Here is a 24,437-nt window from a genome sequence, read left to right as displayed (position 1 = left end):
ATCATGAATCAACGTGTTTTTCATGTGTTGGAATATAAAAAAATTATCGACCAGTTAGCAGCACATGCTGCATCTTCCCTCGGGAAAAGTAGAGCACTAGCTTTAAAACCTTCAACAGAGCTGGACGAAGTTATACAATGGCAAAATGAAACGGATGAAGCGGCCCAGGTAATCCGGCTGCATGGGAATGCTCCACTAGGTGGAATTTTTGATATCAAACCAAGCATCAAGCGTACAACCATTGGTGGTGTTCTAAGCCCTCTGGAATGTCTCGATGTTGCATCTACCATTTATGGAGGAAAGCAGATAAAAAGGTTCATCGAACAAATGGAAGAACCGGAAGTGCCAATTTTACGCGAACTGATAGATGGCATTGAGCCGTTGGGTGATCTGGAACGGAACATCCGAAACTGTATCGATGATCATGGCCATGTCATGGATGGAGCATCGGAGAAATTACGCACCATCAGATCCCGAATCCGAACATATGAAAGCAGGGTTAGGGACAAAATGGATAACTATACAAAATCAAAGAGTAAAATGCTTTCCGATGCCATTGTAACTATCCGAAATGAACGCTATGTACTTCCGGTAAAGCAAGAGTATCGAGGGGCAATAGGTGGTATTGTACATGATCAATCAGCATCAGGAGCTACCTTATTTATTGAACCTCAAGCTATTGTGGACCTCAATAATCAACTGCAGGAAGCGAAAGTCCAGGAGAAGCATGAAATTGATCGGATACTAAAAGAATTATCAGAAGCTATTGCTGCAGATCAGTCTTTTCTTTATCAAAATGTCGAGCTTCTGGAGAAAATCGACTTTATGTTTGCAAGGGCGAAGCTCGGCCAATCAATGAAAGCCGCTATGCCTGCCATGAATGACCAGGGCGTTATAAAAATGAAGCAGGCGAGACACCCGTTAATTGATGACACAGAAGTGGTAGCGAACGATATTGAACTGGGTGAGTCGTTTACCTCCATTGTGATTACCGGTCCTAATACTGGTGGTAAAACTGTCACTTTAAAATTGGTCGGCCTGTGTACTTTGATGGCTCAGTCTGGATTGCAGGTCCCTGCGCTGGATGGATGTGAGATGGCTGTCTTTGAAAATGTGTTTGCTGATATTGGTGATGAACAGTCCATCGAACAAAATTTAAGTACATTTTCTTCTCACATGACAAATATTGTGGATATACTCAAGCAGGTTAATGATAGGACGTTAGTGTTATTTGACGAGCTGGGAGCAGGAACGGATCCCCAGGAAGGTGCAGCACTTGCGATGTCTATTTTAGATGAAGTAGTCTCACGTGATGCCAGGGTTATCGCTACTACGCATTATCCGGAATTAAAAGCCTACGGCTATAATCGTGAAGGAGTTATCAATGCTTCCGTAGAATTTGATATCCAGACATTGCAGCCCACATACCGATTATTGATTGGTGTGCCAGGACGAAGCAATGCCTTTGAAATCTCCCGGCGACTGGGATTGGATGAGCAGGTGATAGAGACTGCCAAGGGTCACGTGGGAAGTGATTCGAAGAGCGTCGAGAATATGATTGCTTCCCTTGAAGCATCAACAAGGGGTGCGGACCGTGATTATGAAGAAGCAGAAAGAGTTCTTCAGCAGGCCCAGGAGATTCACGAAGAATTGCAAAAGAAGTGGAAACAGTTTGAAGACAAGCGTGAGCAGCTATATCAGCGAGCCGAACAAAAAGCTGAAAAGGCCGTAGAAAGAGCGAGAGCTGAAGCGGAAGAAATAGTAAAAGAATTACGAAGCAGAAAACACCAGGCTGACTTCAAAGAACATGAATGGATTGAAGCGAGAAAAACGATAGAGGATGCCCGGCCTGAGCTAGCTGATAGAAAACAAAAAGAGAAAAAGCCGATTTCTAAAGGCGACCGAAAGCTTAAATCCGGAGATGAAGTCAAGGTATTGTCATTAAACCAAACTGGCACGATTCTTGATGTAATAAGTGATCATGATTTCCAGGTCCAAGTAGGTATTATGAAAGTAAAAGTAAAACGTAAGGATTTAGAATATATCAAATCCGAGCAGCCGTTGAAAGAGAAACCGATGGCCACCGTTAAAGGAAAAGGGTATCATGTGAAAACAGAATTAGATCTACGTGGGGAAAGATATGAAGAAGCACTCCACCGTTTAGAAAAATATGTAGATGACGCAATCCTGGCTGGATACCCACGGGTGTCTATTATTCACGGTAAAGGAACCGGGGCACTTCGAAATGGTGTGAAAAGTTTTGCTGACCGTCATCCTTCTATTAAATCCCACCGTTCCGGGGGAATGAATGAAGGTGGTGGAGGAGTTACTGTGTTAGAACTTTCATGAGGACACGAGGGGGAATCGTAGATGAATAGCTTTTGGGAGTATCCATTGATTGAGACAGCTGCAAGATATAGTGTGGTCATACTATGTCTGGTTGTTTTCATGGCTGTCTTTGAAATTGTTACTCGTTATAATAACTGGAAAGAAATTAAAGAAGGTAATTTGGCTGTAGCGATGGCGACTGGAGGCAAGATCTTTGGTATAGCTAATATTTTTCGATATTCCATTGAGCATAATGATTCCTTGCTTCAGACCATGGGCTGGGGAGTGTATGGGTTTCTATTGCTGTTGATTGGCTACTTCATCTACGAATTTCTAACCCCACACTTTAAAATAGACGTGGAAATAGAAAAGGACAACCGGGCAGTCGGGTTTATTTCGCTTGTTATTTCCGTAGGACTTTCTTTTGTAATCGGAGCTAACATTATTTAAGGAGCGAGCAGATGGAAACATTAGCAAAGGTGCTGGGTGTAGTGGCAGCATTATTTATCATTGTGGGAGTCATATTTATCATTATGAATTGAAAGAAGACAGGCTACTTAAGTCCTGTCTTTTCTCTGTTTTTGTTACCTTTAGCCTATGTAAAATTTTCAAAATTTTAAATAATGATTCATTTCATGAGGAGATATGGTTATAATAAGAGTAAGCGTTAGAAAAAGGGAGGAATTCGGATGACACAAAAGTTTGAACGACCTTGGCACCGTCATTACCCAGAAGAAATTCCCGCTACCCTAGAGTATGACAAAAAAGCGTTGCCCCTCTATTTAAATGAAGCTACTGAACGTTACCCGGAAAAGAAAGCGCTTCATTTTATGGGGAAGGAGCTAACCTACCAGGAGGTGTTCGAAGAAACAAAAAAATTCGCGGCATACCTTCAGAATCTTGGCTTAGAAAAAGGGGATAGAATTGCCATCATGCTTCCGAATAGTCCGCAGTCAGTAATTGCTTATTATGGCGCATTAATGGCTGGGGGTATTGTAGTTCAAACCAACCCCTTATATATGGAAAGAGAATTGGAATACCAGATGAATGATTCAGGGGCGAAAATAATTATTTGTTTGGACATTCTTTACCCCAAAGTAAGTAACGTAAAAGGTAATACCGACCTGGAGCACGTAATCATTACCGGTATAAAAGATTATCTCCCATTTCCCAAAAACAGGATTTACCCATTTATACAAAAACGACAATATAAATTGGTTGTAAAACCCGAGCAGACACAAGATACCCATTTATGGGATCACATTATGGATGTTTCAGATGGAATAGTCCAACACGTGGAGATTAATCCGGAAGAAGATTTAGCCTTGCTGCAATATACAGGGGGAACAACCGGTTATCCTAAAGGTGTCATGCTGACTCATATGAATCTGGTAGCCAATACGCAAATGTCGATGAAGTGGCTGTATAAATGTAAGCAAGGAGAAGAAATTGTATTAGGTGTACTTCCTTTTTTCCACGTGTACGGCATGACTGCTGTAATGAACCTGTCTATAATGATGGGGTCCAAAATGGTGCTGCTGCCTAAATTTGATGCGGGGGAAGTTTTAAAGACAATTGATAAACAGAAGACTACCTTATTTCCTGGGGCTCCAACCATTTATATCGCATTATTGAACCATCCAAGCTTGAAAAAATATGATCTGTCTTCAATTGAAGCCTGTATAAGTGGGTCAGCACCGTTACCGATAGAAGTGCAGGAGCGTTTTGAACGGATTACTGGAGGAAAGCTGGTGGAAGGATATGGACTAACGGAGACTTCTCCAGTCACTCACTCTAACTTCGTTTGGGATCGCCGAATTAATGGCAGTATCGGAGTACCTTGGCCGGACACGGATGCCAAAATTTTAAGTATAGAAAGTGAAGAAGAGGCTGATTATGATGAGATCGGTGAAATCGCTGTAAAGGGCCCTCAAATCATGAAAGGTTATTGGGGTCGCATAGAAGAGACAGAACAAGTGCTTGATCAGAAAGGCTGGTTCCGCACTGGTGACCTTGGATATATGAATGAGGAAGGTTACTTTTATGTGGTGGATCGTAAGAAGGATATGATCATTGCAGGTGGATTCAACATTTATCCACGTGAAGTTGAAGAAGTTTTATATGAACATGAAGCTGTACAGGAAGCTGTAGTTGTAGGCGTTCCAGACCCCTATCGAGGAGAAACGGTAAAAGCATTCATTGTAAAAAGAGAAGATTCTTCGGTAACAGAGGAGGAATTGGATGCTTTTTGTCGAAAACATATGGCAGCCTATAAAGTTCCTAGAGTTTATGAATTCAGAATGGAATTACCAAAGACAGCTGTAGGTAAGATTTTACGCCGCACGTTGATTGAAGAAGAAAAAAATAAACAAACGTCGGCAAGCAAGGAACCCATACAACCTTAAGGGCTTGTCCCTCTTTTTATTGACAGGAAGAAAACGGGGATGTAGAATAATAAGTGAATGACCATTCATTCATTTTCAGAAGAGATAGGCAGGAGATACAAGTGAAAAAGAATAAGCCGAAATATACACAAATTATTGATGCAGCTGTGAAGGTGATTGCTGAAAATGGATACCATTCCTCGCAAGTTTCTAAGATTGCGAAGCAGGCAGGGGTGGCGGATGGTACCATTTATTTATACTTTAAAAATAAAGAAGACATATTAGTTTCTTTATTTCAGCAAAAAATGGGCAACTTTATCCAAAAGATAGAAGAAGAGACCAACTCCCAGCAAACAGCAGTGGAAAAACTGCTTAAATTAATTGAAAAACATTTTGAACAGCTGACCGCTGATCATCATCTTGCTATTGTCACCCAGCTGGAATTAAGGCAATCCAATAAAGAGTTACGGTTAAAGATAAATGAAGTTTTAAAAAGGTATTTGACTGTAATAGATCAAATTATAGAAGAAGGGATCCAGGATGAAATTTTCCGGAACGATATCGATAAACGTCTGGTTCGTCAAATGATTTTTGGAACCCTGGATGAAGCCGTTACCAATTGGGTAATGAAAGAACAGCACTATGATTTAGTTGAACAGGCCGGGGCGGTCCATGATATGATCGTTCGCGGCTTGACATATAGAACATAGCAAGGGGAGGTAGTAGATTGGGGAACATAACCTATCATGTAGAAAATCATGTAGCTACGCTTACATTACAAAGTCCACCTGCAAATGCGTTATCCACTTCCTTATTGGAGGCACTATCAGCCAAGTTGGATGATATAGAGAAGGATGGGACTGTAAAAGCAATACTTTTAAAAGGGGAAGGTAAATTCTTTTCAGCGGGAGCTGATATAAAAGAATTTACTTCGCTTCAAAATGAATCCGATTACACAAACCTTTCTCAAAAAGGGCAGGAATTATTCAATCGAGTGGAAAATTTCCATGTCCCTATTATTGCAGCCATTCATGGGGCTGCTTTAGGGGGTGGACTTGAGCTTGCCATGGCGTGCCATATTCGCTATGCAGCCAAGGACGCTAAATTCGGATTGCCTGAATTGAACCTGGGTATCATCCCGGGGTTTGCAGGAACTCAACGCCTGCCTGCCTATGTTGGGGCAGCCAAAGCATATGAAATGATGTTGTCCAGTTGTTCGATATCAGGAGAAGAAGCCGAACAAGAAGGCTTGGTAAATAAAAGTTTTGAAGAAGACGAAATGTTCCAGGCTGCTGAAAAGTTGGCAGGAACAATTGCTCAAAAGAGTGGCCCGACAATCCGTCAGGTGATGGAATTAGTCTCCTATACACGTAACCCGCAGTTCAAGGAAGGTTCACTGGCTGAAGCGAAAGCCTTTGGAGTGGCCTTTGGTACAGAGGATGCCAAAGAAGGTATCCAGGCATTCATGGAAAAAAGAAAACCTAATTTTAAAGATTAATAGACTAGGAGGTTTTTATATGAATATTTATGTTTTATTAAAACGTACTTTCGATACTGAAGAAAAAATTGCGATCAACGATGGCCGCATCGATGAAGAAGGTGCAGAATTCATCATCAACCCGTATGATGAATATGCAGTGGAAGAAGCAATCAACCTTCGTGATGAACATGGTGGAGAGGTAACAGTAGTCACAATTGGGGAAGAGGAATCCGAAAAGCAATTGCGTACGGCGCTTGCAATGGGTGCAGATAAAGCTGTATTAATCAACACAGAAGATGATTTGGAGGATGGGGATCAATTTACAACCGTCAAGATTTTGGAAGCCTTCTTTGAAGGTAAAGAAGCAGATATCATCCTTGCAGGTAATGTCGCCATCGATGAAGCAAGCGGACAGGTTGGCCCTCGTCTGGCAGAGCGTCTGGATATCCCTTATGTTACAACCATCACTTCTATTAGTGTCGATGGAGAGACAGTCCAGATTGAACGGGATGTAGAGGGGGATGTGGAGAAAGTAGAAACCTCCCTGCCGTTACTTGTTACATGTCAGCAAGGGCTGAATGAACCACGCTATCCATCATTGCCAGGTATTATGAAAGCGAAGAAAAAGCCATTAGAAGAATTAGAGCTAGATGACCTGGATTTAGACGAAGGTGATGTGGAAGCTAAAACAAAAACCGTGGACATTTTCCTGCCACCAGAAAAGGAAGCTGGAAAAGTCCTTGAAGGAGAAATAGACGATCAAGTTAAGGAACTTGTCTCGTTATTAAGAAACGAAGCGAAGGTACTATAAACTCAGTTTTTATTGGGAAAGGAGAATCGGTATGGGAAAAAAAATGTTAGTGATTGGGGAATATCGTGAGGGCTCTTTACGTAATGTAACATTTGAAGCGATTGCGGCTGCCAAACAAATTAGCCCGGATGGAGAAGTAGTAGGCGTCTTATGTGGTGAGGGCGATTTGACTGAACAAGGTAACGAAATGATCTATTATGGAGCAGACCGCGTGATAACTGTTTCAGACGAAAAATTGAAAACGTATACATCGGAAGGATATGGGCAAGCAATTAAGGCAGTATTAGATGACGAAAGCCCGGAAGGTATCGTGATGGGCCACACAGCAGTAGGGAAGGACTTGACACCTAAGCTTGCCAGTAAGTTGGAAACAGGATTAATTTCAGATGTAACAGAAGTCAGCAGTGAAGGCGGAAATATCATCTTCACACGGCCGATATACTCTGGTAAAGCTTTCGAAAAGAAAATGATTACAGACGGAATCGTATTCGCAACGATCCGTCCGAATAATATCGCATCACTTGAACGTGATGATTCACGTTCAGGAGAAGTAACTACGAAAGACGTGGATATCGCAGATCTGCGTACGCTCATTAAAGATATCATCCGAAAAGGTTCTGAGGGCGTCGACTTATCTGAATCAAAAGTGATCGTAGCAGGTGGACGCGGGGTTAAAAGCGCAGAAGGATTCGAGCCTCTGGAAGAATTGGCAGAAGTATTAGGAGGAGCAGTTGGTGCATCCCGCGGAGCTTGCGACGCAGGATATTGCGATTACTCCCTTCAAATCGGCCAGACTGGTAAAGTGGTAACACCGGACCTATATATTGCTGCGGGTATTTCAGGTGCTATTCAGCATTTGGCTGGTATGTCCAACTCGAAAGTCATTGTCGCCATTAATAAAGATCCGGAAGCTAATATTTTCAATGTCGCTGACTATGGTATTGTGGGAGATTTATTTGAGGTCGTACCGAAATTGATCGAGGAAATCAAACAAATCAAAGTAAATGCGTAATACACAATTGCTGGGGCAGAGGACAACGCTGCCTCGGCTTTTTATAATTTATGCTCTTATATCAGGAATCCCTAAAATCAAGCTTTTGGCTTTTCGGCTCTATAACTGGGTTTAACTTATCCTAATACAATGAATAAGATCAGGGTTTATGTGGTATAAACAAAGTATTAGCTACTCAATTGGGAACATGATATACTCAATTTATGCTTAAAATGATTGTTCGAGGAGGAATATTCAATGGCAATTGTAACTGCAACTGATCAAAACTTTACAGAACACACAAATGATGGTTTAGCACTAGTCGATTTTTGGGCTCCTTGGTGCGGACCTTGTAAAATGATTGCTCCAGTACTTGAAGAAATCGACGATGAAATGAGCGATCAAGTCAAGATTGTTAAGTTGGATGTTGATGAAAATCAGGAAACGGCCAGTAAATATGGCGTTATGAGCATACCAACGCTTCTACTTTTCAAAGATGGTAAAGTAGTCGATCAAGTAATCGGCTTCCAGCCAAAAGAAGCATTGACTGATCTAATTCAAAAACACGCATAATTCTACGACACTCAAGCCACGTTACAAGCGTAACGTGGCTTTTACTATGTTTTCTCAACATTTGGCGGGTAAGTACATAATTTCATTGCTGATATTACAGTAAAGCTCCCTTTACTTGAAGACTCAGTTACGAGAGAAACTGTTTCTGTTATAGTGTTGAGAATTGGGAGGTCCGGAAAATCACTCGCTTTCCATGGGCACGTGGTGAGTTTCCTCAGATTTCGCCTTGCGGGATCTCACCGATCATGTTCATCCCATAGGACTTTGAATAAGTTTTTTGAATAAACACCGCACGAAGGAAATGCATAGAATTTTCGAGGAGTCTCGCAATTTCCCGGACCTTCTTACGTTTATAAGAGAAACGGAAACATCGTTATACAGTCCTTCAACCAAAGGGAGAGCTACTTGTAAAAGCATGATTGTAGCTTGCAATACACAGTTTAGTGGAAGACATCTTCATCTATAACAGTGGTTCTTTTCCATCTTTTGGATAGGGTGGTTGGGAAACTGCGAGACTCCCGTGGGAGAAGGATCCAGGCGAGATCCCACAGGGCGATAGCCCGAGGAAGCTCGCCAGGTCCCCCACAGGAAAGAGAGTAGTTTCCCAGCCACCCTTGACGCTATTATGGTAAAGAACCCTCACTATCTTGAAACTAAGTCGTCCACAATTCGGCCCTATTGTTGAATAAACTTCATATGAAAAATCATCAACAAAGTTTAGCAGTTCCTAATAAAAATCGTGACACTGTATTCTATTGAGGAGGATATGGTAAATTTATCATATACCCGATAGATGGAGGGATAGAGTATGAATCAGAACATACAGGAAAAGTTAGCTGTCCTTCCTGACCAGCCAGGCTGTTATTTAATGAAAGATAAAAACGATACCGTAATATATGTTGGTAAATCAAAAGTCTTAAAAAATCGCGTGCGTTCTTATTTTAGAGGAGCGCATGACGGAAAAACACAGCGACTGGTGCAGGAAATCGTGGATTTTGAATATATTGTCACCACATCTGAAATGGAAGCACTGATTTTAGAAATGAATCTTATCAAAAAATATGACCCTAAATATAATGTCCTTCTAAAAGATGATAAGACGTATCCGTATTTGAAAGTTACCGCGGAGAAACAGCCTCGTTTAATTGTTACGAGAAAAATAAAGAAAGATAAAGGAAAGTATTTCGGTCCTTATCCCAACGTACTGGCAGCCCGTGAAACCAAGAAACTTCTGGACCGGCTTTACCCTTTGAGAAAATGTAATACGATGCCTGATAGAGTTTGCCTTTATTATCACATGCATCAATGTTTAGGCCCCTGTGAATATCCGGTTTCTCAGGAAACGAATCAAAATATCGTTCAGAACATTACTTCATTTTTGGGTGGCGGGCATAAAGAAATTAAGAAAGATTTAAAGAAAAAAATGTATCAGGCTTCAGAGGACTTGGACTTTGAGCGGGCAAAGGAGTTGCGTGATCAAATTGAACATATCGAGTCGGTCATGGAGCAACAAAAAATGACCTTGAATGATCAGGTGGATCGTGACGTGTTTGGTTATGCTTATGATAAAGGCTGGATGTGTGTCCAGGTCTTCTTTGTACGGCAAGGTAAATTGATAGAAAGAGATATTGCCCTGTTCCCATTTTTTGATGATCCCGAAGAGACTTTCTTATCCTATATCGGCCGGTTTTATCTCCATCAGAACCATCCTTACCCGAAACAAATATTGGTTCCAGTTGCTACAAACATCTCCTTATTGGAAGGAGTTTTGGATACCAAAGTCCATATCCCGATGAGAGGCAGGAAGAAAGAGCTGGTTGAACTGGCAATGAAAAATGCAGACATAGCGCTTAAGGAAAAATTTGCATTAATAGAACAGGATGAAGAACGTACAATCAAAGCTGTAGAAAAGCTTGGTGAGAAACTTCATATAGAAACCCCAAGAAGGATTGAAGCATTTGATAATTCTAATATTCAAGGCACAGATCCTGTTTCAGCCATGGTGGTATTCATAGATGGAAAGCCACAAAAGAAAGAATACCGTAAATATAAAATTCGTGATGTAAAAGGTCCGGATGACTACGAAACGATGAGAGAAGTGATTCGGCGAAGATATAAGCGAGTTTTGAAAGAAGAAGCCCCACTACCCGATTTGATTATGGTGGACGGATCTAAAGGACAAATGAGTGCTGCAATAGATGTGCTTGAAAATGAACTTGGGTTGGATATCCCTCTTTGTGGTTTAGCTAAGGATGATAAGCATAAAACTAGTGAATTACTTTATGGAGAGCCTCCGCAAGTAGTAGAGTTAGACAGAAAATCACAAGTTTTTTATCTTATTCAAAGAGTGCAGGAGGAAGTGCACCGATTTGCGATCACTTTCCACCGGCAACTTAGGGGGAAGGGTGCAATTCAATCGGAGTTAGATGAGATTGAAGGCGTTGGACAGAAGCGAAGGCGTTTATTGTTACGTCATTTTAAATCTGTCGAAGAAATTCGTCGTGCTGTACCAGAAGACATTACAAAATTGGGGATTCCGCTTCCGGTAGCCCAAAAAGTAATTGAACATTTGAATCAAGAACAACAAGAAGAGCCAGCAGAAGAATAAGCTGGCTCTTTCTCTTATGTATGAACGACTTTAAATACAACTAGGTTTTTTTTCTTATCAACCTCTTCAAAGCCTTCTCCGTTTACATCTTGTAATATTTTCATAGCTTCTGCCAGGAAGCCCGCTTCCATTTTAAAGTCAACTTCCAGAAGAGGGTTTTGGATCCTTTTCTCCAATACATGGCCGCTAAGTTCAAAAAGGATTTCTTTTTTTTTCTCTTGTACAACAGACAGGGTACCCCAGCCGAACTGTTGGAAATATTCGGTTATATCCTCTAACTTTTCCATGTTGCTGTTCCGTGCTAAATTCTTGCCCATATAATAAAGAAGAAATGGTGCTTCTTTACCTAATAAATCTGGAAGTATATAGTACCTGAGCAAATCATAACCAGCCCCGGTGTGTACCAGCGACTGCAATTGTTCCAGGTTGATCTTGGATGTATTTCCCCTCATATTCGGTCATTCCTTTCTACATAATTTATTATCGCTTGATTAGTATTCAAGTGCAACCAAAATTAAAGGATTTAGTAATTTTTGATTAATCTTTCGAATGGCGAATTTATTGTTCAGTCTTCTTGACGCTCCCACATGATAGAAGTACAATAAATATGTCACTTTTTGTACATTTATCAACAAAGCACACGAAATGGGGATGATCCCCCTATTATTTTTATACATTGCCATTGACGCTTTACCATGGCAAAGTGTGAAAATGCAGCCTGGGGTTGAAGAAACTTACCCGTTGTTTTGTTTTATGTGCTTTTTAAAGCGCTTTTATATGGATGGGTGTTCAAAAAGATTCTCAGGAAAATTAACCGGTGAAGTAAGAAAGCGCTCTTAAAGATAAAGTTAAAGGGAAATGGCCATAAACATTCTTTACCTTGGCCAATGGTTGTTTTCTTGAATTTTTTGGACCCCAGGGATTGCTGATAATGTACATACTATTACGAACTATTCATTTAACTTGAGGGGGGTAAAACATGGCGGGAAATCGCGACTATATTAACAGAAGAATCCATTCATTACTTGGGGTTATTCCTATCGGGCTCTTTTTGATCCAACACTTGACCGTGAACTTTTTTGCTACACGGGGCCCGGAAGCATTCAATGCTGCAGCACATTTTATGGAAAGTTTACCATATCGGTATGTTCTTGAACTTTTTGTCATTTTCTTACCGATTCTTTTCCATGGGATTTATGGGGTGTATATTGCCTTCACAGCCAAGCATAACGTGTCCAATTATGGGTATTTCCGTAACTGGATGTTTATGCTCCAAAGGTACACTGGGGTAATTACACTGATTTTTATTGCCTGGCATGTATGGGAAACTCGGATTGCAATCGGTCTTGGCTGGGTTGACCTCAACTACCAATTGATGGAGAACATTTTGACTAATCCATTCTTCTTCTGGTTCTACGTAGTGGGTGTAGTATCAACGACTTTCCACTTTGCAAATGGACTATGGTCGTTCTTTGTCAGCTGGGGTATAACGATGACTCCAAGGTCACAACGCATCATGACCTATGTCAGTATCATCGTATTCTTAGCGGTTTCTTATGTAGGTGTACGTACACTATTCACTTTTGCCTACGGAATTTAATTTTGACATATCCTTATCAGATAGAATTGATAGTACTTAGAGGGAGTGAGTTTTAAATGAGCGATCGAAATATAGTTATTGTCGGCGGAGGCCTGGCTGGTTTGATGGCAACCATCAAAGCGGCAGAGGCGGGCGTTCACGTCGATTTGCTTTCCATTGTACCTGTAAAACGTTCTCACTCTGTTTGCGCGCAAGGCGGTATTAATGGAGCCGTAAATACAAAAGGTGAAGGGGATTCACCTTGGGAACACTTTGACGATACAGTTTATGGCGGGGATTTCCTTGCTAATCAGCCACCAGTAAAAGCGATGACTGACGCTGCTCCTGGTATCATTCATCTATTAGATCGTATGGGGGTTATGTTCAACCGTACTCCTGAAGGACTGTTAGACTTCCGTCGTTTCGGTGGAACTCAGCATCATCGAACAGCATTCGCTGGCGCAACAACAGGGCAGCAGTTGTTATATGCTCTCGATGAGCAGGTCCGCCGTCATGAGGTTAATGGCCTTGTTACTAAATACGAAGGCTGGGAGTTCGTCTCTGCCATCATAGATGAAGAAGGTACTGGCCGTGGCGTAGTAGCTCAGAATCTGCACACCCACGAAATGAAAGCTTTCAAATCGGATGCAGTAATCATGGCTACTGGGGGACCTGGCATTATCTTTGGTAAATCAACCAACTCTGTTATTAATACGGGGTCTGCCGCTGGGGCGCTATACCGCCAGGGCGTCAAGTATGCAAACGGAGAATTCATCCAGATTCACCCTACAGCTATTCCAGGCGATGACAAGCTCCGTCTTATGAGTGAGTCGGCCCGTGGAGAAGGTGGCCGTGTATGGACATATAAAGATGGTGAACCATGGTATTTCCTTGAAGAAAAATACCCTGCCTATGGAAACCTTGTTCCTCGTGACATCGCTACCCGTGAAATTTTTGATGTCTGCGTAAACCAGAAGCTTGGTATTAATGGGGAAAATATGGTCTACTTGGACCTATCACACAAGGATGCTGAATTCCTTGATGTTAAGCTTGGCGGTATCATTGAGATCTATGAAAAATTCGTTGGGGAAGACCCTCGTAAGGTGCCGATGAAAATTTTCCCTGCTGTCCATTATTCCATGGGTGGTATGTGGGTTGATTTTGACCAAATGACTAACATCCCGGGTATCTTTGCTGCTGGTGAATGTGATTATTCACAGCACGGAGCAAACCGTCTTGGAGCTAACTCCCTTCTTTCTGCAATTTATGGGGGAATGGTAGCTGGTCCAAATGCTGCTAAATACATCGATGGTTTAGAGAAGACATATGAAGACATTGATGAGAGCGTATTTGAGAAGCAATTAGAAGTAGAAAAGGATAATTTTGAAAAGATTATGAAAATGGATGGCGATGAGAACGCTTACCAGCTCCATAAAGAACTTGGTGAATGGATGACGGATAATGTCACAGTTGTGCGTGAAAATGCTAAATTGCTTGAAACAGATAAAAAGATTCAAGAACTTATGGAACGTTACGAACGCATCAACGTAAATGATACATCTCGCTGGAGCAACCAGGGAGCAATGTTCATCCGTCAATTACAGAATATGCTACAATTAGCACGGGTAATGACATTGGGGGCTTATAACCGTAATGAAAGTCGTGGCGCACACTATAAGCCTGAATTCCCGGATCGTAATGATGAAGAATGGTTGAAGACAACGATCGCAACTTACGATAAGGCTGAAAACAAACCAGTTTTCACCTACGAGGAAGTCGACACTTCCCTGATCAAGCCTCGTAAGCGCGACTATTCAAAAAGTAAAGGGGGTAAATGATCATGAGTGAAGAGAAAAAAATTACACTCATTATCGAACGACAAGACAGTCCTGAATCTGCCCCGTATGAAGAAACATTCGAAGTTCCATACCGCGAAAATATGAATGTCATTTCTGCATTAATGGAAATTCGGCGAAATCCTGTTAATGCCAAAGGGGAGGCAACAACACCAGTATTTTGGGATATGAACTGCCTTGAGGAAGTGTGTGGTGCTTGCTCCATGATTATCAATGGAAAAGCACGCCAATCCTGTACAGCATTAGTCGATCAGCTGGAACAGCCGATTCGCCTTGCTCCAATGAGTACATTCCCAATTACCAGGGACTTGGCTGTGGACCGCAGCAGAATGTTTGATTCTTTGAAGCGTGTCAAAGCATGGGTGCCAATTGATGGAACTTATGATTTAGGACCTGGTCCTCGAATGGCGGAGAGCAAGCGCCAATGGGCATACGAATTATCTAAGTGTATGACATGTGGTGTTTGCCTGGAAGCATGTCCAAACGTGAATAGTAAATCAGATTTTATTGGGCCGGCAGCTATTTCTCAAGTTCGTTTGTTCAATTCACATCCGACAGGGGAAATGAATAAAAGCGAACGGCTGGAAACTGTCATGGGAGATGGCGGAATCATGGGTTGCGGGAATGCGCAAAACTGTGTGCAGTCTTGCCCGAAAGGTATCCCATTGACTACATCCTTAGCTGCAATCTATCGTGACACAGCTATTGAATCCTTCAAAAGCTTCTTCGGGAGCGATAATAAGCTATAATTTTAAGCTTATCCAATGCAAAAGAGCCTCGCCTATCACGGAGAGGCTCTTTTGTTACATAGGCAGATGGGAATTAAGGGGGCAGGAAGAATGAAAACGCCAGCGTATATCGATGATATAGATAAGTGGACAGCGGGGTTTAAATTTAATATTGATGTTCGTATCAGGTTTTCTGAAACCGATCAATTTGGTCATATGAATAATACTGTGCCCTTTGTATATTTTGAAGAAGCACGTATTGAATTCATGAAACAATTAGGGCTCTCTCTCAATAAAGTCAAAGAACCAAAAGTTGTGCCTGTGGTTGCTGATCTACAATGTGACTTCCATCGTCAACTTTATTTTGATGATATCCTGAAAATATTTGTGAAGGCTGAACAAATAGGAAATACTTCTTACGATCTACATTATTTAGCGCTCACGGAAGAAGGGGAAACTGCTTTGACTGGAAGAGGGAGGATCGTGCAAGTCGATTCATCAACCGGTAAACCAGTGCCACTGGGTGACGATTTCAAACATAAACTTGCAACCGAATCTACTGCTTGTTTTTAACAGTCGATAATCTTCAATTATTCTGTATAATAAAAGAGTCAGCGACTAGTTGCTGGCTTCTTTTTGTGAAATTATATGTTTAAAAAGTAGACTGTGGAAAGAATTTCAAGGGGGGAGCATCTTGGGGATAATTAATAAAAGAAGTGTTGTTATAGGGTTATTTTTTCTATTGTCTGCCTTTTATTTGCTATATGTCTCCCTGGCTTATCCTTATATAGGCATAGAGACAGAAGAACAAGCGGGAGAAGTTAAAGTAGCAGCTTTGGAAAAACAAGGCTGGGCTATTAGAAATGACCTGCCATTAGGAAGTAAAGTTACGGCCATAAACGATAAAGCTCCACTTCAGCATTATACTGTATTATTGAACGGAGAAATTGAAAAAATCCAAACACTTACTATCGAATATGAAGGTGAAAGAGTCCAATTTAATAATATAGAAGGATTAAGTCTTCAGCATTGGCTTTTATATATCCTGATGCCTGTCCTCTTTTTTATAATTATAGTGGCTATTGCTTATACGTTATATAATCGCAAGAAGTCTCGTTATTCCTCAAATTTGCTCATTTTATTCTTTATGACCATTGCCTTGGGGTTAATGACGAATAGTGGAGCTATTCGAAATGACTTATACGCTACTTTTCTTAATGTTACGCTATTTCTCTTTGCTCCTGTAATTTTAATTCATTTTTTATATGCCTATTTTCAAGAATTCTCGGTTAAATGGTTTTCTAAGTATATTTATTTTATCCTATATGTTATTGTCAGTGTTGTTTCGGCAGCTGAAGCGTACTTTCTACTAACCCTTCATTACCCAAGGTTTATGGATCGGCTTCCGAATGTTTTATTATTTTTTCTGATTATTTTTTCACTTGGATTAACTTTAACAGGGTATTACAAATATAAGACCACTCCATACGGCCCGATGTTTAAGTACATTAATTTAGGTATGAGTGTGGCATTTCTCCCGTACATCTTTTTTTATTTGATTCCAAGCTTAGTTTTTGGCCAGCAAATTATCCCATTGGATGTTGCTGCAACTTTTGCTTTTGCGTTGCCGATTACTTTTGTTTATATGGTAACAAGACAACGGTTGATGGATATCACATTTGTCATGGGAAGACTTAGGTATTATACTGTCATCAGTTTTTTGCCAAGCATACTCATTTTAGTAGTTGGCTCCTTTATGCTTGAGTCGATATTTCCCGCGATCAAACTTGCTCAGCTTTACCTATTCATTCATATTGTGCTTATTTTATTTTTGATGATTAAAGAAACATTAGATTTTAGACTGCAACGGAGGCTGATTGCGGCTAAATATAGTTATCAGGATAGTATGCATCGGATGTCTCAGGACATGAAAAAAGAAACGAACGTAGTGGATTTATTGAAACGATTACGCTACGAGCTTAAAAATGTCCTGAATGTTAAAGAAGTATATGTTTATTCAAAACATCTAAAATCGCAATTATATTGCGTCTATAGGGAAGTGCCAGAACATCTGCTCAAGCATGTTACAACGGCTTTACAAGAGTCACACTCAGAGATTGGAAAGTTAATTGAAACAGAAGAAGGCTTTGGCATTGTAGTAGGGCACTCCCTTCACAAAGTAACAATGATCTGGTGTACGGGGAAAAAAGACTTTACGACATTGAACCGTGATGAAAAAACTTACCTGCAGACAGTTGCTCATAACACAAATATCGCTCTTGAAAATTTGGCATTAATCGAAGATCTGGTAAAAGAATTAAAAGAATTAAAAAATGATGATCACAACCAGCAATATCCAACCTGGCTATCACGTTTGCTCTTCACGATTGCAGAGAATCAAAGAAAACAATTATCGATTGATATCCACGATACTGTGTTACAGGAGCAATTATATTTATATAGAAAAGTGGATGATTTGTTGCAAAATCGTCCGTTTGCAAATGATTCACTGAAAGCTGAGCTTATGATGTTTAAGGAATCTCTGCTTGATAGCATTCATTTAACTCGGGAAACTTGTAATGAACTACGCCCGGCCTTCATAGAAGAGTTAGGCTTGGTTCAATCATTGCGTAATCTCATTCAGCAATATCAATTACGTTCTAACTTCACTGTTTATTTCGATGATCAATACTTTAACGTGGAATTAGACCAGGAAAGAATTCTTGCGATTTACAGAATTGTTCAGGAGTTATTATCCAATGCCATGAAACATTCAGAAGCTAAAGTCGTTAAATTGCGTCTCTTCAATGATGGCAATCAGATACATCTGTACTATTCAGATAATGGTATCGGGATGGATTATTCCATCCAAAAAGATTTGTTTTCCCATTTCGGTCTCTCTGGAATCGAACAAAGAGTTAATGGTCTATATGGGAAAATGAATGTTGAAACCGCACCAGGAGCAGGCTTCCATATGGAGGTAACTATTCCGCAAGTCACCGTACAGAAGGGGGTTATGATATGAGCAGAGTTTTGATTGTCGATGATCATCCCGCTGTTGGAGAAGGAACAAAAGCTATGCTCCAACAAGAGGAAGATATACAAGTGGATGTAATCTCCAACAGTGAGGATACGAAAAAATATATAGAGAAATATAATTATGATGTGCTTTTATTTGATTTATATATGCCGGGTTTGAATGGGATCGAGTTAGCGAAGAAAGTGAGACAAAATTATCCAGACTTGGTGATTTTGATTTATACGGGTTTTGATTTAAGTACTCACTTTAATATGCTCGTAGAAGCTGACATTTCCGGTTTCGTAAGCAAGACTGCCAGTAAGGAAGAACTAATCACTGTTATTCGGTGTGCTTTACGTGATGAAGTTGTTATCCCGCTTCATTTATTTAAGCAATTGCGACGCACAGAAGCTTGCCCGAGTAATCAAATTGACTCACCGGTAGTTACAGATATATCTTTAAATGAAAAAGAACAGTCGATCTTGCAGGAAATTGCAGCAGGGTTGACTAACCGTGAAATAGCGCAAAAGCTTCACATGTCTCAACGGAGTGTGGAGTATACATTAACAGGAATATTCAATAAATTGAATGTCAGATCACGTACAGAAGCTTTGTTACAAGCCCAAGAATTAGGATTAATTTCTAAATCTTCATAGAAACGGAACAGCAGTCAATCTCTCTTCATACGATATTATGACTAAATAATTCCCTCTCAGTGCAGCTCAAAGAGCAAGGAGGGGTACACATTTGAAGGAGAACGACTACAGACCAAAACAAATTTTGACGAAACGTGAAAAAGAAGTCTTTGAGCTCCTTGTCCAAGATAAAACCACAAAAGAAATAGCAAAGGAACTATTTATCTCTGAAAAGACTGTCCGCAACCATATTTCAAATGCCATGCAAAAATTGGGTGTCAAGGGGCGATCGCAAGCGGTCATTGAGCTGTTGAGGATGGGGGAATTAAAACTTTAGTTCACTTTAATTGACGGTTTAATTACTGCCGTTCCTTCAAGAATCACAAGTTTTTTGTGATTCTTTTTTTATCTCTCGGCTCTGCTCAACCCCCGTGTTGTTGTTCCATTAAAGCTCCCTTTTACTGAAGACTCAGTTTCAAGATATATTTGTTTTCCGTTACGGTAGTAACGGTTTGGAGGGCCTGGAAATTACTCGCTTTCCATGGGCGTACGGTGAGCTTCCTCGGCGAGATCTCACCATGTACTATTCTCCCATCGGAGAGTCGCAATTTCCCGTACCTCCTTGCGTGTATGAGAGAAGCGGAAACATCACTAAATAACTTCAAACTTAGTAAGAGTCCTTCTGAAAAATGGCCTACTAGCTGTATCCTTGGTCAATAAAGAGAAAATGTTGAAGACATCTTCATCTTTATAAATGGTCCGTTATTCAAAAACGGATAAGGCGGCAGGGAAACGGTGAGACTCCCGTGGGAGAAGGATCCAGACGAGACCCCGCAGGGAGTGAAACGACCGAGGAGGCTCGGCGGCTCTCCACAGGAAAGAAATGAATGCGTAATCGCCTTGGGAGACACGACACGCATAAGCAGAACAGCAAAAGGGAAGTGGTCTTTCTTCCCGTTGATGGACTGCTTATGTCGCGAGTGTCTAGGCGATGAAGCTGGAAAGCGAACTGTTTCCCAGCCGCCCTTACTCCTGATTCGGCAACGGACCCAAATTATCTCGAAGTCAAGTCTTCGACTTTTCGGCCCTTTTGTTGAATAAGTCACTGATGGTAAATGATCAGTAGCGTTTCACAGAGCTATCCTCTTTGAAATGTAAAAACGTATAGGCTTGACTGGCGGCAAAACTTTTTTTGATCTATTATTATAAGGTCATTACCTGTTACAGATTTCTTTCTTGAAATTTTGTAAGGAAACGACGAGAATGAAGGAAAAGCTTATTCTTTGAGGAGTGCGTGTATTTGGCAAACACTGAAACTACTACAGTAATTTCTGAAATTGAAAAAGAAATGAGATACATATCGGGTATCATTAAGCAAAAAGGCCGGGAGATATTAAACCATTACCCGATAACTGCCCCACAGTTTCTGGCTTTGCAGTGGCTGCTGGAGAAAGGGGATATGACCATTGGCGAGCTTTCCTCTTGCCTAAACCTGGCGTGCAGCACCACCACCGACCTTGTTGATCGGATGGAGAAAAATACGCTGGTGGAGCGGGTAAGGGATCCGAAAGATAGGCGAGTGGTCAGAATTCATGTATTATCGAAAGGGACAGCAATTATTCATGAAGTCATTGAAAAACGACAGGCTTATCTGGAAGGTGTTTTAAAGGATGTTCCAGCAGAACAAGTTGAAACATTGAACCAGTTGTTGCACATGCTTCATGATCAAATGCTCCATTCCGAAGACCAAGAGACAGAGTGATCAGACAACATAGAATGAGGAGGAAGGAATGTGCAACGAAAAGCTATTGGTGTGATTGATTCCGGTGTAGGGGGATTAACGGTTGCAAGAGAATTGATGAGACAGCTGCCTAATGAGCAGCTGATTTATTTAGGAGACACAAAGCGTTGTCCGTATGGACCCCGGACTAGAGAAGAAGTAATAGAATTCACCTGGCAAATGGTCAATCATCTACTAAGAAAAGATATAAAATTATTAGTGGTAGCCTGTAATACAGCTACTGCCTTTACATTGGAAGAACTTCAAGAAGAGCTGGAAATTCCCGTTATCGGAGTCATTCAACCTGGTGCAAGAGCGGCCATCAAAGTGAGCCAGAATAAGCGGATAGGAGTAATAGGAACAGAAGGAACCATAAGCAGTCAGGCATACACAAAAGCCCTGCATGGAATTGATAAGTCGATTGTAGTAAAAGGCCTTGCTTGCCCGGCGTTTGTTCCTATGGTGGAAGATGGTATTTTAGAAGGTGGATTGGCAGAAGAAACCGTGAAAAATTCACTTCACCCTCTAAAGGCTAATAATGGAATCGATACTCTAATTTTAGGTTGCACCCACTATCCCTTGATCAGACATTTGATTCAAAAAGAAATGGGTGAAAAAATCCAAGTCATATGCTCTGGGGAAGAAACTGCACGTGAAGTCAGTTTGATATTAGCTTATCAGAAGCTTACTTTTAACGGAGATGATAAGCCGCAACATGAGTTTTACACCACCGGCGACCTGGAAAAATTCGAAAAAGTTGCCAATATATGGTTTGAGGAACCGATTGAGTATTTAAAACCTGTCATCATTGATTGAAATTATATGTTAGATACCGCTCAGCATTCTGCCTGGGCGGTATTTTTTATATGAAAATGGTAATTTAGCAATCGCTAAGGAGGAATTTTGTTATAACAACTTACGAACAATCCAAGTTTTTTAATGTGAATCTTCTTTGGTCTAATTTTCCCACAAGCTCGTATACATAATAGTACAAACCATCATAGGAGGGGAAAGCATGAAAATGCGTGTTATTGGATCACTGGTAATCGGCCTGTCGACCACGCTATTACTGACAGGATGTTTTTTTGAAGGCGAGCAGTCCATAGAAAAAATGGATGCACCCCAGGACGTAGACTACGTAGATCAAACCGATGAAGCAGCTGATAAGACTACCGAAGATTCGGTTGACGATACAAATAGCGAAGCTAACGAGGAGGCTACCGGTACCTCAACTCGTCAACTTTACTTATTAGACGCCAATGGTATGGTAGTTTCTCAAACCTTGGAGTTGCCTAATATTTCATCGAAAGAGGTAGCTACTCAATCCTTAGAATACCTCGTAAAAGGCGGTCCAGTCACTGAATTACTTCCTAACGGATTTGAAGCAGTACTGCCTGCAGGGACAGAGATATTAGGGTTGAACCTTAAAGAAGATGGAACGATGATCGTAGATGTATCCAAAGAGTTTGCAGAATATGCCCCGGAAGATGAGCAAAAGATTCTTCAGGCGATGACTTATACACTGACGCAATTTGAAAACGTAGAACGGATAAAGCTTTGGATCAATGGGCATGAGCAGGAAGTTATGCCTGTGAAAGGCACTCCTATCTCCTCGGGTGTCTCGAGAGCGGATGGTATTAACATATACGCAAGTGAAGATGCGGATGTGGTGGATAGTAAAGCTGTAACGCTTTACTATCCTGCTCAAAATGAGAATCAGGACTTCTATTATGTACCTGTAACTACCCATTTGAATACAAGTGACAACGATTCTTATGAATCTATCGTACAAGCTCTGGTGGAAGGGCCTTCCTTTGACCTTCCATTACTGACAGCGTTTAACGAGGAAGCTGAACTGCTGGAGACAAGCTTTGAAAATGGGGTGCTATCCCTGTCATTTAACGAAGCACTCCTATCCAATCAAGAAAAACAATCGGTCTCGGAACATGTGATGAAGAGCCTGGTAATGACACTTACAGACCAGCAAGGAGTGGAAGCTGTAGAGGTACACGTAGATGGGGTAGAACAAGTATATAGTGAAGATGGTGTCCCATACGCAGAGCCAGTGACTATAAATGATATCACTGGTGCAGATAGTTTATAACTATTGAAAAGCCCCGAATCAGGGGCTTTTTGTATGCTGAAAAAGGAATAACAAAGCATATACAAATAGAATTTCAACATTAATAATGCCGATCTGGACTGGCTTTATTAATGTTTACAGAGCTTTTTCCCAAGCTACGCTTTTCTGATAAATTGTGTTAAGATGGGCAAGGATATGGATAAAGGAGGACGTTATAGTGAGAGCGGATGAAAGAAACACAGATCAGCTTCGACCAATTCAAATAGAAACCGAATATGTGATGCACCCGGAAGGGTCTGTATTAATAAGTGTAGGAAACACAAAAGTGATATGTAATGCAAGTGTGGAAGATCGTGTCCCCCCTTTTATGCGTGGGCAAGGTAAAGGATGGATTACCGCAGAATATGCAATGCTCCCACGAGCTACGGATCAAAGAAATATCCGTGAGTCCTCTAAAGGGAAGGTTTCAGGAAGAACAATGGAAATTCAGCGTTTGATCGGTAGAGCATTAAGGGCAGTGGTAGACTTGGATAAAATTGGAGAGCGTACCGTGTGGGTTGATTGTGATGTCATCCAGGCAGATGGGGGTACCAGGACTGCATCGATTACCGGTGCCTTTGTAGCGGTTGTCCTTGCTTTTGGCAAACTGCTGGATAAAAAGGTTCTGAAAGAGATGCCGATAAAAGATTACTTAGCAGCAATATCTGTCGGGGTACTTCCAGACGGCACAGAAATTCTGGATCTATGTTATGAAGAAGACAGTAAGGCGCATGTGGACATGAATGTAGTCATGACTGGTAATGGAGAGTTTGTTGAATTGCAGGGGACTGGAGAAGAAGCGACTTTTTCGGTGTCTGAACTTCAAAAGATGCTGGAACTGGCTCAAAAAGGAATGGAACGAATTTTCAGCATTCAAAAAGAAGCGATCGGCTCCTATGCAGATCAAGTAGATAAAGCAGTAGCAAGTGATAAAAAATGAAAGAACTAATTGTTGCTACTAAAAACAATGGAAAAGTGAAAGAGTTCAGAGAAATGTTCAAGATATATGGAATTGAGCTTAAATCATTGCATGATTTACCGGATTGGTCAGGGGATATCGTAGAAGACGGCGCCACCTTTGAAGAGAATGCTGCCATTAAAGCTGAGGCAATTTCAAAAGCTTATGATGTACCTGTACTTGCAGATGATTCAGGTTTGGAAGTGGACGCTCTACAGGGAAGACCTGGTGTATATTCAGCTCGCTATGCTGGTGAAGAGAAAAATGACCAGAAGAACTTAGAAAAAGTTTTGAAGGAATTAGAAGAGACAGGGTACTCAGAGCGAACAGCCCGTTTTGTATGCTGCATCGCAATCATTCAACCTGGCAAAGAAGCAATCATCAAAAGAGGAACCTGTGAAGGAAAGATTGCAAAAAAACCTGAAGGAAGTCATGGTTTTGGCTATGATCCGATATTTGTACCGGATGGTTATGATCAAACGATGGCTCAACTTACAGCTGATGAAAAAAATGCTATCAGTCATCGCAGGAATGCGATTGATAAAGTGGAGCAATGGCTGAAAGAACTTGTCTGAGAGGAGAGTG

The 24,437-nt window shown here is 41.1% G+C and carries 22 protein-coding genes; 21 read left to right on the top strand and 1 reads right to left on the bottom strand.

Annotated elements, in window-relative coordinates:
- Positions 1-3 precede the first annotated feature (3 nt).
- From FHS45_RS14635 to uvrC, 9 genes are all read left to right on the top strand, one after another.
- Positions 4-2,349, top strand: coding sequence for an endonuclease MutS2 (locus FHS45_RS14635; protein ID WP_062447148.1), 2,346 nt, complete (start codon positions 4-6; stop codon positions 2,347-2,349).
- A 21-nt stretch (positions 2,350-2,370) separates the two neighbouring features.
- Positions 2,371-2,778, top strand: a complete 408-nt coding sequence (locus FHS45_RS14630) for a DUF350 domain-containing protein (protein WP_062447145.1) — start codon at positions 2,371-2,373, stop codon at positions 2,776-2,778.
- A gap of 239 nt (positions 2,779-3,017) precedes the next feature.
- Positions 3,018-4,733 (top strand): AMP-binding protein, encoded by a 1,716-nt coding sequence (locus tag FHS45_RS14625; RefSeq protein WP_062447142.1) that lies wholly within the window; start codon positions 3,018-3,020, stop codon positions 4,731-4,733.
- 101 nt (positions 4,734-4,834) lie between these two features.
- Positions 4,835-5,422, top strand: coding sequence for a TetR/AcrR family transcriptional regulator (locus FHS45_RS14620; protein ID WP_062447140.1), 588 nt, complete (start codon positions 4,835-4,837; stop codon positions 5,420-5,422).
- A gap of 17 nt (positions 5,423-5,439) precedes the next feature.
- Positions 5,440-6,210, top strand: coding sequence for an enoyl-CoA hydratase (locus FHS45_RS14615; protein ID WP_062447137.1), 771 nt, complete (start codon positions 5,440-5,442; stop codon positions 6,208-6,210).
- Positions 6,211-6,229: 19 nt separating this feature from the next.
- Complete coding sequence (locus tag FHS45_RS14610) at positions 6,230-7,003, top strand: electron transfer flavoprotein subunit beta/FixA family protein (protein ID WP_062447134.1); 774 nt, start codon at positions 6,230-6,232, stop codon at positions 7,001-7,003.
- Positions 7,004-7,034: 31 nt separating this feature from the next.
- Positions 7,035-8,015 carry an electron transfer flavoprotein subunit alpha/FixB family protein gene (locus FHS45_RS14605; RefSeq protein ID WP_166761425.1) on the top strand — a complete coding sequence of 327 codons (981 nt, stop codon included), beginning with the start codon at positions 7,035-7,037 and terminating at the stop codon, positions 8,013-8,015.
- 237 nt (positions 8,016-8,252) lie between these two features.
- A complete protein-coding gene (gene trxA / locus FHS45_RS14600) occupies positions 8,253-8,567 on the top strand; it encodes a thioredoxin (RefSeq protein WP_062447130.1) in 315 nt (104 codons plus the stop codon).
- Between the two features lie 808 nt (positions 8,568-9,375).
- A complete protein-coding gene (uvrC, locus tag FHS45_RS14595; RefSeq protein WP_062447127.1) occupies positions 9,376-11,175 on the top strand; it encodes an excinuclease ABC subunit UvrC in 1,800 nt (599 codons plus the stop codon).
- 14 nt (positions 11,176-11,189) lie between these two features.
- Here the strand turns inward: uvrC and FHS45_RS14590 are convergent, their stop codons facing one another.
- Positions 11,190-11,627 carry a YslB family protein gene (locus FHS45_RS14590; protein WP_062447125.1) on the bottom strand — a complete coding sequence of 146 codons (438 nt, stop codon included), beginning with the start codon at positions 11,625-11,627 and terminating at the stop codon, positions 11,190-11,192.
- A gap of 527 nt (positions 11,628-12,154) precedes the next feature.
- On the opposite strand from FHS45_RS14590, the gene FHS45_RS14585 reads away from it, so the two are divergent.
- The 12 genes from FHS45_RS14585 (at position 12,155) to FHS45_RS14530 (ending at position 24,427) form a co-directional block, all read left to right on the top strand.
- Positions 12,155-12,775 carry a succinate dehydrogenase cytochrome b558 subunit gene (locus FHS45_RS14585; protein WP_062447123.1) on the top strand — a complete coding sequence of 207 codons (621 nt, stop codon included), beginning with the start codon at positions 12,155-12,157 and terminating at the stop codon, positions 12,773-12,775.
- Positions 12,776-12,831: 56 nt separating this feature from the next.
- Positions 12,832-14,592, top strand: a complete 1,761-nt coding sequence (gene sdhA / locus FHS45_RS14580) for a succinate dehydrogenase flavoprotein subunit (RefSeq protein WP_062447121.1) — start codon at positions 12,832-12,834, stop codon at positions 14,590-14,592.
- 2 nt (positions 14,593-14,594) lie between these two features.
- Positions 14,595-15,359, top strand: coding sequence for a succinate dehydrogenase iron-sulfur subunit (sdhB, locus tag FHS45_RS14575; protein ID WP_062447118.1), 765 nt, complete (start codon positions 14,595-14,597; stop codon positions 15,357-15,359).
- 90 nt (positions 15,360-15,449) lie between these two features.
- On the top strand, positions 15,450-15,911 hold the full coding sequence (locus tag FHS45_RS14570) for an acyl-CoA thioesterase (protein ID WP_062447116.1): 462 nt from the start codon (positions 15,450-15,452) through the stop codon (positions 15,909-15,911).
- Positions 15,912-16,032: 121 nt separating this feature from the next.
- Positions 16,033-18,363, top strand: coding sequence for an ATP-binding protein (locus FHS45_RS14565; protein ID WP_062447113.1), 2,331 nt, complete (start codon positions 16,033-16,035; stop codon positions 18,361-18,363).
- Positions 18,360-19,013: a response regulator transcription factor gene (locus tag FHS45_RS14560; RefSeq protein WP_062447111.1), complete on the top strand. Its 654-nt coding sequence runs from the start codon at positions 18,360-18,362 to the stop codon at positions 19,011-19,013. The genes FHS45_RS14565 and FHS45_RS14560 overlap by 4 nt, the downstream gene beginning before the upstream one ends.
- A 91-nt stretch (positions 19,014-19,104) precedes the next feature.
- Complete coding sequence (locus tag FHS45_RS14555) at positions 19,105-19,329, top strand: helix-turn-helix domain-containing protein (RefSeq protein WP_028783382.1); 225 nt, start codon at positions 19,105-19,107, stop codon at positions 19,327-19,329.
- 1,011 nt (positions 19,330-20,340) lie between these two features.
- Positions 20,341-20,754 carry a MarR family winged helix-turn-helix transcriptional regulator gene (locus tag FHS45_RS14550; protein ID WP_082412150.1) on the top strand — a complete coding sequence of 138 codons (414 nt, stop codon included), beginning with the start codon at positions 20,341-20,343 and terminating at the stop codon, positions 20,752-20,754.
- A 30-nt stretch (positions 20,755-20,784) separates the two neighbouring features.
- Positions 20,785-21,588 (top strand): glutamate racemase, encoded by an 804-nt coding sequence (racE, locus tag FHS45_RS14545; RefSeq protein WP_062447108.1) that lies wholly within the window; start codon positions 20,785-20,787, stop codon positions 21,586-21,588.
- A 199-nt stretch (positions 21,589-21,787) separates the two neighbouring features.
- A complete protein-coding gene (locus FHS45_RS14540; protein ID WP_082412094.1) occupies positions 21,788-22,876 on the top strand; it encodes a GerMN domain-containing protein in 1,089 nt (362 codons plus the stop codon).
- Positions 22,877-23,072: 196 nt separating this feature from the next.
- Complete coding sequence (gene rph / locus FHS45_RS14535; RefSeq protein ID WP_062447106.1) at positions 23,073-23,834, top strand: ribonuclease PH; 762 nt, start codon at positions 23,073-23,075, stop codon at positions 23,832-23,834.
- Entirely contained in the window at positions 23,831-24,427 is a 597-nt protein-coding gene (locus FHS45_RS14530) for an XTP/dITP diphosphatase (protein WP_062447104.1), read from the top strand. The genes rph and FHS45_RS14530 overlap by 4 nt, the downstream gene beginning before the upstream one ends.
- The last annotated feature ends 10 nt before the right edge of the window (positions 24,428-24,437 follow it).

Source organism: Thalassobacillus devorans, assembly GCF_011761345.1.
GTDB classification, from domain to species: Bacteria; Bacillota; Bacilli; order Bacillales; family Halobacillaceae; genus Thalassobacillus; species Thalassobacillus devorans.
The sequence above is the reverse complement of the archived record's forward strand: the minus strand, read 5'-3'. Positions and strand labels throughout refer to the sequence as shown.